General features: G+C 41.6%; 12 protein-coding genes. 3 read left to right on the top strand and 9 right to left on the bottom strand.

The window, feature by feature from the left end; all coding sequences use genetic code 11:
- The 7 genes from rdgB to NJ959_RS13505 form a co-directional block, all read right to left on the bottom strand.
- Positions 1 to 552 (bottom strand): RdgB/HAM1 family non-canonical purine NTP pyrophosphatase (gene rdgB, locus NJ959_RS13535; RefSeq protein ID WP_254012281.1); only part of this gene is annotated, 552 nt, incomplete at its 3' end.
- 81 nt (positions 553 to 633) lie between these two features.
- Positions 634 to 897, bottom strand: a complete 264-nt coding sequence (locus tag NJ959_RS13530; RefSeq protein ID WP_254012280.1) for a ParE family toxin-like protein — start codon at positions 895 to 897, stop codon at positions 634 to 636.
- The gene (locus tag NJ959_RS13525) at positions 894 to 1,124 is read right to left on the bottom strand and encodes a hypothetical protein (RefSeq protein WP_254012279.1); all 231 of its coding nucleotides are present in this window, start codon (positions 1,122 to 1,124) and stop codon (positions 894 to 896) included. Before NJ959_RS13525 ends, NJ959_RS13530 begins: the two co-directional genes overlap by 4 nt.
- A gap of 115 nt (positions 1,125 to 1,239) precedes the next feature.
- Positions 1,240 to 1,587: a hypothetical protein gene (locus NJ959_RS13520; protein WP_254012278.1), complete on the bottom strand. Its 348-nt coding sequence runs from the start codon at positions 1,585 to 1,587 to the stop codon at positions 1,240 to 1,242.
- A 136-nt stretch (positions 1,588 to 1,723) separates the two neighbouring features.
- Positions 1,724 to 2,362: a Uma2 family endonuclease gene (locus tag NJ959_RS13515; protein ID WP_254012277.1), complete on the bottom strand. Its 639-nt coding sequence runs from the start codon at positions 2,360 to 2,362 to the stop codon at positions 1,724 to 1,726.
- A 220-nt stretch (positions 2,363 to 2,582) separates the two neighbouring features.
- Positions 2,583 to 4,013: a phosphoglucomutase/phosphomannomutase family protein gene (locus tag NJ959_RS13510; protein ID WP_254012276.1), complete on the bottom strand. Its 1,431-nt coding sequence runs from the start codon at positions 4,011 to 4,013 to the stop codon at positions 2,583 to 2,585.
- Positions 4,014 to 4,186: 173 nt separating this feature from the next.
- Entirely contained in the window at positions 4,187 to 4,528 is a 342-nt protein-coding gene (locus NJ959_RS13505; RefSeq protein WP_254012275.1) for a hypothetical protein, read from the bottom strand.
- A 466-nt stretch (positions 4,529 to 4,994) separates the two neighbouring features.
- On the opposite strand from NJ959_RS13505, the gene NJ959_RS13500 reads away from it, so the two are divergent.
- Both NJ959_RS13500 and acsF read left to right on the top strand, forming a co-directional pair.
- Positions 4,995 to 5,828 carry a photosystem II manganese-stabilizing polypeptide gene (locus NJ959_RS13500; RefSeq protein ID WP_254012274.1) on the top strand — a complete coding sequence of 278 codons (834 nt, stop codon included), beginning with the start codon at positions 4,995 to 4,997 and terminating at the stop codon, positions 5,826 to 5,828.
- A gap of 341 nt (positions 5,829 to 6,169) precedes the next feature.
- Positions 6,170 to 7,246 carry a magnesium-protoporphyrin IX monomethyl ester (oxidative) cyclase gene (gene acsF / locus NJ959_RS13495; protein WP_254012273.1) on the top strand — a complete coding sequence of 359 codons (1,077 nt, stop codon included), beginning with the start codon at positions 6,170 to 6,172 and terminating at the stop codon, positions 7,244 to 7,246.
- Positions 7,247 to 7,532: 286 nt separating this feature from the next.
- Here acsF and NJ959_RS13490 read toward each other — a convergent pair whose 3' ends face one another.
- On the bottom strand, positions 7,533 to 11,918 hold the full coding sequence (locus NJ959_RS13490; RefSeq protein WP_254012272.1) for a PAS domain S-box protein: 4,386 nt from the start codon (positions 11,916 to 11,918) through the stop codon (positions 7,533 to 7,535).
- Positions 11,919 to 12,096: 178 nt separating this feature from the next.
- Entirely contained in the window at positions 12,097 to 15,381 is a 3,285-nt protein-coding gene (locus tag NJ959_RS13485) for an ATP-binding protein (protein WP_254012271.1), read from the bottom strand.
- Positions 15,382 to 15,468: 87 nt separating this feature from the next.
- On the opposite strand from NJ959_RS13485, the gene NJ959_RS13480 reads away from it, so the two are divergent.
- The gene (locus NJ959_RS13480; RefSeq protein WP_254012270.1) at positions 15,469 to 16,164 is read left to right on the top strand and encodes a hypothetical protein; all 696 of its coding nucleotides are present in this window, start codon (positions 15,469 to 15,471) and stop codon (positions 16,162 to 16,164) included.
- Positions 16,165 to 16,169: the final 5 nt, after the last annotated feature.

The raw sequence follows: 16,169 nt of genomic DNA, 5'->3' as shown, positions 1-16,169 counted from the left end.
CTCCCTGAGTAATTCAAAAGCTTTGCCGCGATGACTATGGTGTCTTTTGACTTCCGGTGTCATCTCGGCAAAAGTTAATCCTACTTGTGGTATATAAAAAATTGGATCGTAGCCGAATCCTCCTGTACCGCGAGGAGTGCGCAAAATTTCACCTCGACAGATACCTTCGACTTGTAATACGATCGCACCATCGGGATTAGCAATCGCGATCGCACAAACAAACTGAGCTTCCCGATTTAATTCATTACCTAGTTCTAATAATAACCGTTCGATCCGTTCAGGATCTGTTTTGCCGTAGCGTGCGGAATAAATACCCGGTGCGCCATCCAACGCATCAACTGCCAAACCCGAATCATCTGCGATCGCCCATTCCCCAGTAGCAATTGCTACCTCTGATGCCTTAAGTGCGGCATTTGCCCCAAAGGTATCGCCAGTTTCTTCAATTTCCAATTCTGGTGGTTTTAACTGTAATTCCCACCCTAAATCTGCCAGATATACCTGCATCTCCCGCAGCTTACCGGGATTTCCTGTAGCGACAACGAGTATTGTCATTGGTTGTTGGTTGTTGGTTGTTGGTTGTTGGTTGTTGGTTGTTGGTTGTTGGTTAGAGTGACAGAAGAGGGATATATCTCTTTATGAGTAAAATTGCTCATAATCATCATGACTGCCAATCCAAAACCAAGTAACTGTATCCTCGTCCAGAATACCAATTGCTCGATAATCTAATATTATTCTAACAGACCAGATGTTTTCTTCACGATTAATACATTTAAAATGTAAAGATGGATGAAAAGGATTTTCTGCCCATAAGCGGTAAGCTTTTCTAGCTTGTTGTCGAATCTTGAGATCGAGAGATTGGTAAGTTGACCAAAAAGAAGGTAAAGTAGCCGATTTCATAATTCGTCATAGTTCATTGGTTTTGCTTTCCCGGCTGCAATTTCTTTTCTAGCTTCTTTAGCAGAATTAATTAATTGACTTTGCGTTTTCTGGACTAAACCATCCCACTCAAGATCGTTACGCCAATTTTCAATATATTCTCTGAGATGCTCAATCAGTCGCTCTTGAGCAGTTTCAGATAAAGATTCCATCATTTTAATGACGGTAGCAATGTTTTCTGAAGACATATTGTGATTTTCACACTTAACTAGATTAATATGATTATAAATCCGATCGACGCGGTTGGGCTGAAGCCCTACTAAAAACTTACGGGGCGGAGTGCTGCTGAAATATAGGTTGTACTCACTGCGCACTAACAAAATTTGGTAAACTACCCGCTTTTAGCATAATAACTAAATGTTTAATCTGCTCATATTTATTCAATTCTCTTTCCTCTGTAGGAGTAAGTTCACCAGCTTTACTCCGTAAAAGCAAACTACGCAAACGCTGTTGCATCTCTAGTGTGGGGCGAAAAGCAGCTATTTCTTGAGGTGTGGGTTTGCTAGCAATAAAATTGAGGATATAGCGGTAGACATGAGCTGGTAATGCTGGTTGCTGGAGACTCAAGCGCAAAAGTTCGGGGAGTCGATCTCCGATTTCTGCTAGTTGGTTAGAGAGTTCTTCGGGTACTTCAATCGTGATTTTCGGCACGGGACTACCTTCTGAGAAAGATTATTATTTTAATTATACTTCTGTCTTTCCCCAGAAAGGTCGTTATAGACGTTAATTCCGTATAAATTCTGTTAAAATTCAGTAGGGTGCGTTACACTTTTTTAACGCACCATCCTCACCCGAGAGAAATTTGGCTTTTGATCCAATTTCGGAAGGCACTGACTAATTCTAAATAGTCCATAGTTTCCGCCTGTTGTAAAAATTGGGTAATTTCCGATAGAGGTAGATTTGGAAAGAATAAACTGTATTCTCTAACTACATACTCTTTATCTTGTAGTTGGTTAATTGTAAAAGATTTCCCATCATAACGCCAGATTTCAGATACACCTAAATCGGCATAAACTTGAAATCGATCCGTAGAAGCACTAGTAATATCGATTTCTACTACTAAATCGGGGCCAGGATCTTTCCCATGATTGAGTCTTTTTTTACCTTGGACAGCCTTAATATTTTGAATATAGAAACATTTATCTGGTTCCGCACCACTGAGTTGTGGATGTTTAAAGGTTGTGGAACCTAGGGGATAAATTTTGACTTTCAATTCTTCCGCTAGGGTTTCCACAAAACGACCCATTACTTCTTTATAGAGTTCATGTTCAGGGGAAGGAGCCATAATTTCTAGATTACCACGATTGTATGTCAGGCGTAAGCGGCGATTGATACTCAGTTCCGCGTGTAAGGTTTCATAAGTTTGCCAACTGATACCGGAGAGTCTGATTATTTCTGTTGGTGGGGCGAGAGTGGTGGTTGTCATAGGGATAAGGAGGTATTTCTTTTAGGTTAATCTATTTAATGTAATTCAGTAATATTTTGCTTGGCTATGTTATATAGCTAGGGACTAGGGGAAGACGAAAATGATATCAATGGTTTCAGTAATTTAGAATGTCCTAACCACCTTGGCGATTGCTATATTAAACAATAACAACCAACAACCAACAACCAATAACCAACAACCAACAACCAACAACCAATTATCAAACAGAATTTGCCCAATCTTTCGCCCAATTGAGGGTTTGATGGACTTGTTTGATAGTGGGTGCTTCGCAGTACAATCGCAATACAGGTTCAGTACCGCTGAAGCGAATTAATAGCCAGCTATCATTAGCTAGGCGGAATTTGTAGCCATCAGTAGTTTGGCAATCTATAACTGAATTACCGTCAATTTCAGTTATAGGCTGCGTTTCTAATTGTTCCAGTAAGCGCGATCGCACGTCCATGCCTGACAGGTGTAAGTCGATGCGATCGTAAGCAGCATTATACCCAGTACGATCTTGTAGTCGGCGGTATAGTTGACTCAAATCCATTTGTGATTGAGCGATTGCCTCTAGGACATAAAGGGCAGATAATAGAGCATCTCGTTCTGGAATGTGAGTTCCGTAACCGATTCCACCTGATTCTTCTCCCCCTAATAATACTTGAGCTGATAACATGCGATCGGCAATATATTTGTAGCCGATGGGGGTTTCGTATACAGGTAGCCCATAAAGTTGGGCAACACGGGGAATTAATTCTGAACCGCTGACGGTTTTGACAATTTCTCCGGTAAAATGATGCCGTTCAGCAAGATGTTCGATCAGAATGGGGATGAGAATTTGGGAACTGAGGAAATTACCCTCCCCATCCACAGCCGCCACGCGATCGCTATCTCCATCAAATACTAACCCTACCGCTAAACCTGCTCCAGGTTGACGGCGATGACTTCTAATCGATCTGAATAATTGAGAAAGATAACGGGGCAAAGGTTCCGGCGCACCACCACCAAATAAGGGATCTCGCGAAGTATTAAGTTCCTCAATGGGCATCCCCAGGATTTTCTCTAAGCCTCCGGCTGCTGCACCGTGCATGACATCGGCATAGACGGTTAGTTTTCCTTGACTAATTAGCTCTTTAATGCTATCAAGATTAACTTTGGCTCGCAATCCTGCACAGTAACTTTGCCAAGGCTCATAAGTCTGGATTTTGCCCGGAGTTTGGGCAGTTACTGACGGTTGTGCTAGTTTAGCTTCAATTTGTTGGGTAATTTCTTCAGGAACGGAACCACCAAAAGCGCCTTTGACTTTGAATCCTAAATAACCGCCAGGATTGTGACTAGCAGTTAAGACAAAAGCGCCTAGAGCATTCTCTTGTTTGGCAGCCCAACTAAATGCTGGAGTTGGGGCGTAACTTGTTGAGAGTAATACATCAAATCCGGCAGCTTGAACGACTTGTGCTGTCTTTGTGGCAAAGTCTTCTGCCATAAAACGGCGATCGTAACCGACGATAATTGTATTGCTACCAGTATCCTGACCATAGCTATCTTTGAGAACTTGAGCAGCCGCCGCCGCAACCAATGCCAAACGCTCAAAGGTAAAATCGGCGGCAATCAAACCACGCCAGCCATCTGTGCCAAATTTAATTTGTTGCATAAAAGAAGTGTGGGGAATGAGTTAGGAGTTAGGAGTTAGGGGTTAGGGGTTAGGAGTTAGGAGTAGCCCTTTCAGGGCGGCTACTACTAACACCGAACTCAGGTGGAGTAGGGAGTGGGGAACAAAATTCTTCCCCACTCCCTATTTCCCCTCTAACAGCCAAAGATTCTGGACTATGGGGAAGATTCGCTAGCTTCGCCCATTTCTGGGTTAGGTGGTTGAGATTCTGGTAGATTGGCTAAGAGCGATCGCAGTTTCATCCGCTCAACGTAAGGCCAACCCCCTGATTCTTCAATATTTTTGAGCAGGGCATACAATTTTTGCCGATTATCCGGTAAGGAAGCTTGAAATAAGCTTTCCCGAATTTCGCGATGTGCCTGCTCTAAAGTGCGCAGGAGAGCCAATAGGGATTGACTATCCCCCTCCTGGCTTTTGGCTAAGACCCAAATCTCGGCACTAATGGCTTGCAGTGGGACTTCTAAGGACTTTGACTTCGATTTATTTTCCAGCTCCATAGGAGCAATTTTACATATATTTATCGATTATGGCGAGAAGGCTCCAGCCAGAAGAGACTGCCTGCCGCTCAATCGAACAGAAAAAGTGACGCTTCCCATGTACAATGCTCTAAAGAAAAGCTAGGGTTCACGCCGAAGGTGTCGGGCTAAGAACGTTGTTCCTGATCGCAGGAGTTCAGCATTCGTTTTTGGATGCCAGCTAAACAGAGCGAAGAGGCACGGGTTTACCCTGTCTCGTAGCAACTGCTTAGAATCCCCTCGCCTTCAGGCAGGGGAGTAGTCAATTAGCGATGCCGCCATAGACAGTGTGCCGCAAGCGCTAATAGGTTGGTGTGGAGTAATTTGTCGATAACTATCCTCGATTTCTAGAGGATAATCGCTTTTTACAGCCTATTCACACCAAACCCGAGCCAGGAACCACCATAACAAAAATTTTCAGATCAGATATTGACGATTGAGGTTGATTATGAGGTATCGCGCTATCATTGTTGCCTTCCTGGCATTGTGCCTGGGGGTATTAACCGCTTGTAGTGAAGGTCCAGCAACAGCTACCAGCACTGAACTACTAACCTACGATCAGATCAAAGGTACTGGGTTAGCAAATTTATGTCCGCAGTTATCGGAAACAACTCGCGGTTCTATTCCCATCGATCCGACTAAGTCCTACAGCATAGTGGATATCTGCTTGCAGCCAACTACTTACTTTGTTAAGGAAGAACCTACCAACAAACGGCTAAAGGCTGAATATGTTGAGGGTAATGTAGTGACAAGATACACTTCTAGCCTTGCTCAAATCACAGGCTCTTTACAGGCTCAAGAAGATGGTAGCCTGACTTTCACTGAGAAAGATGGGATTGACTTCCAAGCCATTACTGTTCAGTTACCTGGAGGTGAGCAAGTACCGTTCATGTTCACGATTAAGAATTTAGTCGCGACGACTGATCCAAATATGAACAGTATCAATACCTCCACTGACTTTGAAGGCGAGTTCAGAGTTCCTTCCTACCGGGGAGCGGCTTTCCTCGATCCTAAAGGTCGCGGTGTCACCGCTGGGTATGATAATGCTGTCGCCCTACCGTCTCAAGCTGATAAAGAGGAACTTTCTCGTTCCAACACTAAGCAATATGAAGTTCGCAGTGGTAATATCTCTCTCCAAGTCGCCAAGGTGGATGCCTATACCGGGGAAATTGCCGGGACTTTTGAGAGCGAACAGCCTTCTGATACTGACTTAGGTGCTGACGATCCTGAAGAGCTAAAAATTCAGGGGATCTTTTATGGTCGCCTTGAAACTGTAAACTAGAGTTTCAAGATTTATACCAAGTTGCAGGAAAGATGTGGAACTTGTAGAGCCTCCGTCCCGCCTGGGGCTGACAGATGGTGACGAAGTGTCCTACATTCAACATTTGAAAGCAACTTGGTATTGTTTTCGATATTCCCCGTTCCCCGTTCCCCTTTCCCCGTTCCCTTTTAAGAAATTTTAAGCGAGTTTGCAAATCTTAACGTTAATTGCCTATTCCACTCACCAAGAGGCTGGTAAACTCAATAGGCAGTCCTCCATTTTAGGTGGATTGAGTCATACGATCAAAGATCGACACGAACTACCGCAAAATCCTAAACAAAGATAACAAGCAAATTAAGGATATGGTAAATACCCTCCAAAAACCAGCCTTTGAAGAGCTGCGACCAGGAATAAAAGCTCCCGCCAAGGAAAGCCTCCTAACGCCTCGGTTCTACACTACAGACTTTGAAGCGATGGCGAAGATGGATATCTCGCCAAATGAGGATGAACTCCTAGCGATATTAGAAGAATTTCGTACTGACTACAATCGCCACCACTTTGTCCGGGATGAGGAATTCCAGCAATCCTGGGATCATATTGATGGTGAAACCCGTCGCTTGTTTATCGAATTTCTAGAACGTTCCTGTACAGCAGAATTTTCCGGATTCCTCCTCTATAAAGAATTAGGTCGTCGCTTAAAAGGAAAAAGCCCAGTGTTAGCTGAGTGCTTCAACCTGATGTCTCGCGACGAAGCACGGCACGCGGGATTCCTGAACAAGGCGATGTCAGACTTTAATCTGTCGTTGGATTTGGGCTTCCTCACCAAGAACCATAAATACACTTTCTTCCAGCCGAAGTTTATCTTCTACGCTACCTATCTATCTGAGAAGATTGGATATTGGCGCTATATCACCATTTATCGCCATTTAGAAGCAAATCCAGAAGACCGGATTTATCCGATTTTCCGGTTCTTTGAAAACTGGTGCCAAGATGAAAATCGCCACGGGGACTTCTTTGATGCGATTATGCGGGCACAGCCAAGTATCTTAAATGACTGGAAGGCGAAACTGTGGAGTCGGTTCTTCTTACTGTCCGTATTTGTGACAATGTATCTGAACGATATTCAGCGTGGGGCGTTCTATGCCACGATTGGTTTAAATGCCCGCGATTATGATAAATACGTGATTGAGAAGACCAACGAAACCGCAGGACGAGTTTTCCCAGTGATTTTGGATGTGGAAAAACCAGAATTCTACGAACGTCTGGAAATCTGTATCGAGAATAACGAGAAGTTGACTGCGATCGCAAATGCCAACTCTCCTAAATTCCTGCAATTGTTCCAGAAGCTGCCCTACTATGTTTCTAATGGTTGGCAATTCCTGCGGCTGTACTTGATGAAGCCGATTGAAGTAACCCAAGTCCAGGGTGTAGCCCGGTAAGGTTTGCTCCGCTATATTCTGGACGGACATGAATTGGGAGTTATTGGGAAATTTTAGTTATCCCTTCCTGTGTAATGTATTAAACTCTCGATTTGTGTTTGTACTAAGTATTTTTTCTAGGTTTAGTAGTTCTACAGTTGGTAGGGCTACTTTTTTTTTGGTTATGATAGTGGTTTGTGGAACAGAGTTTTTTTAACGCCAAGGTACGCAAAGGGAAGCGCATAGACGCGCAGCGGCTTCTCGTAGAGTAGGTACGCAAAGAAGAGAAATGAATAAAATCAGCTTATTACTTATAATAACCTTCAACTAATTTGCTAATTTTTTCACAATCAAACACCTCTACAAGTTCCAAAACTCTATTGGTAAAGGAACTATAGTTAGGATCTAATTCTCGGAGTCGGATAGCTTCCTGTTCAACAATATCGGTATCGCCAAGCTGAGAAGCGTTATACAAGGTAATTAATTCTTCAAAGGGGGGCAAGATCATTTCTGAAGGGCTAATTATATTTTCTTCCCTATCGTCGATTTCTTCATAAATCCATGAAATGTCCAAATAATCTTTAATTTTTTGTAGTAATTGTTCACATTGGAAGGGCTTGGGGAGAAAATCATTGCAACCAGAATCTAGACTTTGTTCCCTATCAACTGCAAAAGCATTGGCAGAAACGGCAATAATAATTGTCGTTTTAAATTCTGGTAATTGGCGAAGTTGTCGCGTCATCTCATAACCATCCATCACTGGCATTACTAAATCAGCGAGAATCAAATCTGGTTGAAACTCAATCGCTTTTTCTAATCCTGCTTTTCCATTTGCTGCTTCTGCTAGTTCAAATCCGATAGATTCTAGCATATTGATGATAACGGCACAATTTTCCCAACGGTCATCAACGACGAGAATTTTTCGTTTTGCACCAGAGTAGCTAACGATTGTATCTGTAGACTTGACAGTTATTAACTGTTCCGAACTTGACAGTACAGACAAATCTAAATCAAACCAAAATATACTGCCAATTCCAGGAGTACTTTCAACAAAAACTTGGCTTCCCATCATGTCAAGAATTTTCTTAGTAATTGCTAATCCTAATCCTGTTCCTTCGCCCTGATAACGATTTCCTGCTTGTTCAAAGGGCAAGAATATCTTTTTTATTTCTTCTCTTGTCATGCCGATGCCAGTATCTTCAACTTGGAAGCGGATTTTTTGTATGGTAATTTGTCCTTTGTCATTTGTCCTTTCTTCAGAAGCAATAACTTCTACTTTGAAGGTTACGCTGCCAGTATTAGTGAATTTGACTGCATTAGAAAGAAGATTAATTAAAACTTGACGCAATCGCTTTTCATCGGCATAAACGACTGTAGGAAGTGGCTGACAATCCAGATAGTTAAAGTTAATTTCTTTCTGTTTAGATCTGAAGCAGAATATTTCGATTATGCTGAGAATAAATGAAGTAAAGTGTAGTTCTTCTGGATATAGATCTACTTTGCCAGCTTCGATTTTAGACAGATCTAAAATATCATTAATCAGGGTTAATAGGTGATTACCGCAATTATAAATAATCTCAACACCTTCTTTTTGGTTGAGAGTAAGGTTTTTATCTCTTTGAAATATTTGTGCGTAGCCTAAAATGCCATTGAGGGGGGTGCGGAGTTCGTGACTCATATTGGCTAAGAAGGTGCTTTTGGCACGGTTGGCAGATTCAGCGGCTTCTTTGGCGTGTTGTAATTCAATTTCTGCTTGTTTTCGTTCAGTAATATCCTTCATAAAACAGTAATACCCGATGAAGTTTTGTTCCTCATCGTAGGCGGTTACCATAACGAGTTGCTTGTAAAAGATGGAACCGTTTTTGCGAATGCCTCTTGCTTCAACTTCTACTTTACCCACTTCCAGCATTTCTTGATAAGCCGCGATCAATTTGTCTAGATCTTCAGGGTGTACGGTTAACGGCCATTCCATCCCAATCATTTCTTCGGGTTGATAACCCGTAGTCTCGGCATAGGCTTTATTAACAGTAATATAACGCCCTTCCTTATCTAACCGCGAGATTCCTTCTACTGCATTTTCTAGGGCTGTAGTCAGTTGACGTATTTCTTTCTCTATCTCTTTGCGTTGCAAAGCTTGCCGATAGGTATCACTAATATCGATAGAAATACCAATAATTCGAGTTGGTTTACCCGCTTCATCAGGGATAACTTTTGCTTTTGTCAGAACCCAATCCCACCGGATTGGGTTTTCCTCAAAGATAATTCGATGCTCAATTTCAAAAAAACCTAATGTAGCGATTGCTGTTTCATTTGCTTGATGAATCTCTTCTCGATCCTCTGGATGTACCGCATTTAATGATTCTAAATATGACATTATAATTGGAATTGAAGGATTAGCAATAGTTCCAATAAATAGAATATTATTGGTGTTTAAATCTCGCTCCCAACAAATAGTTTTGGTAGCATCAAGAGCTATTCTTAATCTATTTTCACTTTCAATTAAGGCTTGTGCAAATTGTTTGCGTTCAGTAATATCTGTAACAAAACCTTCTAGAAAGAGCGGTTCACTATTTTCTGTATAGATACCACGTCCCCTTTCCCAAAGCCATTTTTGAGTACCAGATTTGGTAATAATTCTATACTCACATTCATAAGGTTGCCGTACTTCAACAGCTTTTTGGATAGTTTCCCAAACTAGTTTGCTATCGTCTGGGTGGATTTCCTGTGCGCAAGTAATCGTGCGATCGATTAGATATTCTTCCTGCCGATATCCTGTGACTAAGAACACGCCCTCACTCATGAATTCAGGTGTATAGTTCGGATCGTTGGCAACGCGATAGACATAACCTGGTAGGTTATCGATTAATGTAGATAGTCTGCGTTTGCTATCCTCTAAATCTGCTGTTCTTTGGGCAACTTCGGCTGCCAAGGTGCGGTTGTACTCGGCTAATATTTTTTCAGTTTGTTTCCGTTGGGTAATATCAACAAAGGCAATAATAGCATAGCTAATTTTGCCTTCACCATCAAAAATTGGTGTACCATGGACTTCAAATGGAGTAATTTTTCCATGGCGATGGAGTTCTATATCGTTAATAATTAGTGTTTCGCCTTTTAGGACTCGTAATGCGGGTAATTCTTCAGTAGGATATAGCTCATTTTGGCGATAAAGTAGATAAGATTCGGCAAGTGCTTCGGGAGTAATTTCTGGAATTATTTCTATCCCAAGTAACTGTTTTGCAGTTGGGTTAAAGTAAATAACTTTACCCGTCGAATCGTGGATAGCTACTCCTAAAGGGATGGCTTCGAGAAATTGCCTTAATTGGCTCTCACTCTCTGATAACGCTTTATTTACAGATTTGAGTTCGGTAAATGACTGTTGCAGTTTCGCTACCATGAGATTAAATGAATTTGCTAGTTCTCCTATTTCATCAGAGCGCGTAGTTTCTACCTTTTTATCCCATTCTCTATTAGCAATTTTTTTAGCAGCAGTATTTAAATCTAGGATAGGTTGAGTAATCCAACGAGCGGTTAAAATGCCAATAACTGTAGATCCAACTAAAGCCGCGATACATAATATGAAATTAGTGCGGGTATTGGTCTGAATATGTTCTATAAAATCTGCTTCTGGAACAACTGTTATCATCAACCAGTCTAACTCGGATTTATTCTGGATGGGATTCACCTGGAGGAAATAGCGATTGTGGTCAAAGTCAAACTCATTTTTTTGATTTCGATCGATTTTACCCAAGTCTTTAACATGAGTTAATAGGAAATTAATGGTTGCCTTTGTTAGAGAATTATTACTGTTTTTGGCTAGCATTCTCCAATCTTGAGGATTCAAGTTTTTCAGATAATCGGCATTAAAATTTTGCTTAAATGGTGTCTCACCTGTGGAACTTGCAATAAGTAACCCTTGTCGGTCAATAATGAATACTTGTCCTGTACGTCCCACTTTTAAACTATCTAGAAAATCAGTAAAGTGATTCAGAAAAAGTGATGCTGCTAAAACTCCCTGGAAATTGCCATCTGAGTCCTCAAAAGGTAAAAAGTTAACTATCGTTAATATGGGATGCTCGACTCCCTGGGATAGATTAACAACTGGAAGCCAAATGCCACGCTCTGCCTCCCGCGCTGCTTGATACCAGGGATGACTATCAGGTGGATCTTTGTGGGGATCGTAGTCATGTCTGACTTTTGTTAGTTTAATTCGCTTCCCTTCAGAATTAGCAGTATAATAGTGAAAGGCCTTATTTGTAGATTTATCGATAACTCGAATAATCAAAGAATCACTTACTAATGATTTTTCAACAGCCAGAAATTCTTTTTGTTCAGTGGCGATTGCCACATTACTAACCGTGGTAGAGATTTGCAGTTGTTGTGCGAAGTAGCCTTCTAAAGCCGAAAAATTTTTCCAATCCAAAACATTCGTGCGAATACCTGCGGCAAGGCTTTGATTAATCTGCTGAGGGACATCCAAATAATTTTGCAGATTTTGCTCGACGCGCTGGTCTACCCGATCTATTAACTGATAAGCTAAGTCTTTAACAGCCTCTTGCCCATTTCTATCGGAGAGATACCCCACCAACCCCACTGTCCCCACGATTTGCAGGACAAAGGGGACAATGATGACTATCCGCAGGGGAAGTTTCCCTGCAACTCTGGTGAATAAGCGATTGAAAGTACGAATGGGCATGGCAGAAAGGGGTTGTGCTGGGGAGAGTGCGATCGCGTCCCCATATCCATATATAGTTTAGCGATAGATTTGGCGATGGATTCGCTAGGATCAATTTATTAGTTGGCGGTAATTCCCCACTGGTTAATCGGAGTATCGATATAGCGAGGGTACTCTTATAACATTTTAAGATGGAGAATTAGCGTTTGAGCAAGTCTAATAACTCCTGATACTGGAAATTATTAGCTAAAGCAGCTAACATAGTAGCCAGGGAGTCATTTTCAGGGCGAATTCCCTCAATTATAGTCAAGATTAAATCAAAATCTCCATTAACTATTGCCTCACAAAATCTTGCTACTAATTCCGGTGGTAAATCTGCTAAATCGTCAAGATTTTTCTTCATCACTTCGGTCGGATTGCCATTTAAAAGATCGTGGGTTTCTTCGTAAATAAAGCGGACACCAATATGTTTACTCATCGCTAAAAAAATATCTGCCTGACAGAATGGTTTTTGGATAAAATCATCGAATTTATTATCCTTAGTCATCACTATTTCTGGGGATGCGATACTAGCACTCACTGCGATAATAGCTGTTGCTTGACCTTTGGCAGTCGATTTAATCTGTTTAGCAGCTTCATAGCCATTCATCACAGGCATCCCCAAATCCATCCAGATTAAGTGCGGCTCAAAATCCTGCCAAATTTCCACCGCTTCTTGACCATTACTAGCTTCTTTTAGTTCAAAACCTAAAGGAGAAAGCAATTGCATTAGTAATTGACGATTGTCAGACTTATCATCCACAATCAAGATGCGGTAGCGAGGTTGATTGGGTTCTATGGCAATAACTTTACCGATAGTTTCTTGAGTTGGAATTGACGTATCTTCAACTACACTAACATGAATATCAAAACTAAAAGTACTGCCCTCGCCAACAACGGAACGAACAGAAATATCTCCCCCCATCAGTTGCACAAAAGCACGACTAATCGGCAAACCCAAACCTGTTCCTTCCACTGATTGTTTACCTGTTGACGATTGCACAAATGCTTCAAAGATACTGTCTAACTCTTCTGAAGCAATACCAGCACCCGTGTCAGAGACTGCAAAACTGAGTTGACAATAGGGAAGGGAAGATTGAATATTATAATTTTGAACAGTTAAAGATACGCCCCCTTTATTTGTAAATTTGATCGCATTGGAAATTAAGTTTATTAAGACTTGACGTAGTTTAATCCCATCTACTAATACATGCTGGGTAACGAGATTATCTCTGTTAACTTTAAAGTATAACCCTTTGCTTTGTCCTTTGATTCTGAACATTTGTTCAACATCGTAGAGTAAAGTATAGAGGTCAAAGTATTCTTCGTTGAGGGTGGTGCGATTAGCTTCAATTTTTGCCAAATCTAGCACATCGTTAATCAGGGTGAGGAGGTGTTCGCCACTGCGGGTAATTATCCCGATTTGTTCTTGGTGTTTGGCAGGCAAAGTGGGACTATTTTTTATCAGTTGAGCAAAACCGAGAATGGCGTTGAGGGGAGTACGCAATTCGTGGCTCATATTGGCAAGAAAAGTGCTTTTAGCTTGGTTAGCGGTTTCTGCAACTTCTTTTGCTTGTTGGAGTTCAAGAGTCTTTTGAGCTACTTCGGTTTCTAAAGTACGATTGTAATCTGCTAGGATTTCTTGAGCTTTTCGGCGTTCGGTGATGTCAAAGAATGCAGCAATAGCCGCAATAACTTCTCCACTTTCATCAAATAGGGGCGTACTGTAAACTTCCAAGGGGATTTGTTGGTTTGGTAGACGAATTTCCAGATCATTAACCATTGCTTTTTCCCCGTGCAAAGAGCGAACAACAGGCATATTTACGACCGAATATAACTGGTCTGTTCCTGCCAAATAAACTTTATAGGCTACTGCCAATTGTGCCGTTTCAGCATCAGGTAAAGTATTAGTACCAAGTAACTGTTTAGATTTACGATTACCATAGATAACTTTTCCCGTAATATCGTGGACTGTCACTCCCACAGGAATCGCTTCAATAATTTGATTTAGTTTACTTTCACTCTCGGCGAGGGATTTATTTGATGATTGGAGTTCGGCAAAATATTTTTGCAGTTGGACTGCCATATAATTGAAAGAGTTGGCTAATTCCCCTACTTCATCAGAGCGATTAATTTCTACCGTTTTATCCCATTTACCTTGAGCAATATCTTTGGCAGAGTTGTTCAATTGCAGAATAGGTTGAGTAATCCAACTCGCAGTAATAATACCAACAGTTATGGACCCAACTAATGCAGCAATACACAAGAGGATAGTAATGCGAGTATTGGCATTGACTTGCTCCATAAAGTCAGACTCAGGTACTACCGTCACAATCAGCCAATCTAAACCATAGTCATCTTGATAGGGAATAACGCGGATAAAGTAGTCTTCACGTAGGCTCTTTTCAGGAGAATTTTCCTCTGGATCCAGGTCTAATTCTTGGGCTGATTGGATGGTTTTAAGGCTACCAAAAGTTTTCTGTAACTTTTCAGTAGCAGCCCTCATCAATGGATTGGCACTCTCTAAAGCAGAAAGCCGACGAAATGTGATTGCCCCTGGCTGGGTAACTGGGGGCTTGCCATTCGGTGAAGTAGAAGCAAGATTGGAGGAAATGTAAGATGGTTGTGCCGCAGAATTGGCGATTAACAAACCATCTCGCTCCACAATGAATACCTGTCCCCTTTTACTGATAAAAAGTCTTTCAAGAAAGTCATTGAGCTGTTCAAGACTTAGGTTTACGGAGAATACCCCTTCAAGCTGTTGAGAGGCATTATAGAAAGGGAGATAGGCGTTAAGGGTTAACTGATTTGTCGAGCCTATTTGGAAAGGTTCGCTCCAGCCAGATATTTTCGTCTCAACTGCACGACGATACCAGGGACGTTTTCGGACATCAAGGTTTTCTGTACTACTTAGATATCTCCCTAAATTCCCTGCTTCATCGATGGCATAAGAATCTAACCGACTTAAATTGTTCTTATTTGAACGCCCAGCTTCAAAGGGCAATTCTGAAGGATTTTTAGCGTATCCTGACTCAATTTCACCGGGCATAACCCGGTGAATCAATCGAAAGTCTCCTTGAGAAGTACCCAAAAGCAGGGCTGTAATCTCTGGATAATGCTGAAGTTGTAAGATGAGATAATTATGGAGTTTATCGAGGTTTTTTAGACTAATTCCGCCAGATTTTAGGGTAGCAAGGTGAGACTGGTTGATGTGGTGAGCTGTTTGCAAATAGTTGTCTAGCTTTTGAGTGACGCAATCTCCGGTTGCCGCCATCAACTGATGAACTAAATTTTTGACGGCTCCTTGCCCGCTCCGATAGGAAAGATAGCCCACTACTCCCACTGTCCCGACGACTTGCAGGATAAAGGGGAGAATCAGAATAGTCCTTAAGGAAAGTTTCCCGAAGACTCTATTAGCCAAGGAAGGGACTGCAGGAATAGGCATAATGGCGAAGGAGTAAGGCGGTAAAAAGGTAATGATTCCTGTCAGAAAAAGTTAAGATGATTTCAAACTTCTTTTGGGTAGATATTTATGGAAACAGTCTATTGGTGGCAAATAGGAATTGTCTTGTTGTTACTGGGGTCACCTGCATTAGGTGAAACTATCCCCGGAGAATCTCTCAATTCTACACAAGACTTAGATTTAAGTCCAGAAATTATAGAAAATAGTCCAGTTTTACAGCGCTGGCTAAAGGAAGTACCAAATGTTTTAGAAGATATTCGCAACGATCCTAGTTTTTCCACGCGGGTGCGTCTTGGTTACTCTCAGTTTCCATCAACTGAACAAGCAGGAGGATTTAATATTGGTGTGGAAGATATATTTATTGGTGATACTGGCTTAACGGTAAGTGGAGATTATCAATCTTCCTTTAATGGCAAACGGGAATCATTTGGTACAGATTTACATTATTACATCCGTCCCTTGGGGAGTTATGTTAATATTGCACCAGTTGTGGGTTATCGGAAGCTGGAAACAGACGATTACTCAACTGATGGGGTAAATTTGGGGGTGCGAGTCTTTTTAGTTTTGTCTCGCACGGGTGCAGCCGATGTATCCTTAACTCAGAGTTTTGTCTCTCCGGGTAGTAGTGAGGAAGTGGGAATCACCACACTTTCTTTTGGCTATGCAGTTACTCAAAACTTACGCTTATCTACCGATATTCAGAAGCAAAATGCACGTCAAAGTAAGGATAGTCGCGTGGGGATTGTTTTAGAGTGGATACCTTAGTGGCG

Source organism: Limnofasciculus baicalensis BBK-W-15, assembly GCF_024178385.1.
Classification (GTDB): domain Bacteria; phylum Cyanobacteriota; class Cyanobacteriia; order Cyanobacteriales; family Coleofasciculaceae; genus Limnofasciculus; species Limnofasciculus baicalensis.
Note: the sequence above shows the minus strand (reverse complement) of the source record. Positions and strands in the feature narration are given on the sequence as shown.

Bases quoted from the DNA above. Each gene is read 5' to 3' on its own strand.
- NJ959_RS13480 (WP_254012270.1), top strand. From the start codon at position 15,469: ATGGAAACAGTCTATTGGTGGCAAATAGGAATTGTCTTGTTGTTACTG.
- NJ959_RS13510 (WP_254012276.1), bottom strand. From the start codon at position 4,013: ATGCAACAAATTAAATTTGGCACAGATGGCTGGCGTGGTTTGATTGCC.
- NJ959_RS13515 (WP_254012277.1), bottom strand. From the start codon at position 2,362: ATGACAACCACCACTCTCGCCCCACCAACAGAAATAATCAGACTCTCC.
- NJ959_RS13485 (WP_254012271.1), bottom strand. From the start codon at position 15,381: ATGCCTATTCCTGCAGTCCCTTCCTTGGCTAATAGAGTCTTCGGGAAA.
- NJ959_RS13490 (WP_254012272.1), bottom strand. From the start codon at position 11,918: ATGCCCATTCGTACTTTCAATCGCTTATTCACCAGAGTTGCAGGGAAA.
- NJ959_RS13500 (WP_254012274.1), top strand. From the start codon at position 4,995: ATGAGGTATCGCGCTATCATTGTTGCCTTCCTGGCATTGTGCCTGGGG.
- NJ959_RS13530 (WP_254012280.1), bottom strand. From the start codon at position 897: ATGAAATCGGCTACTTTACCTTCTTTTTGGTCAACTTACCAATCTCTC.
- acsF (WP_254012273.1), top strand. From the start codon at position 6,170: ATGGTAAATACCCTCCAAAAACCAGCCTTTGAAGAGCTGCGACCAGGA.
- NJ959_RS13525 (WP_254012279.1), bottom strand. From the start codon at position 1,124: ATGTCTTCAGAAAACATTGCTACCGTCATTAAAATGATGGAATCTTTA.
- NJ959_RS13505 (WP_254012275.1), bottom strand. From the start codon at position 4,528: ATGGAGCTGGAAAATAAATCGAAGTCAAAGTCCTTAGAAGTCCCACTG.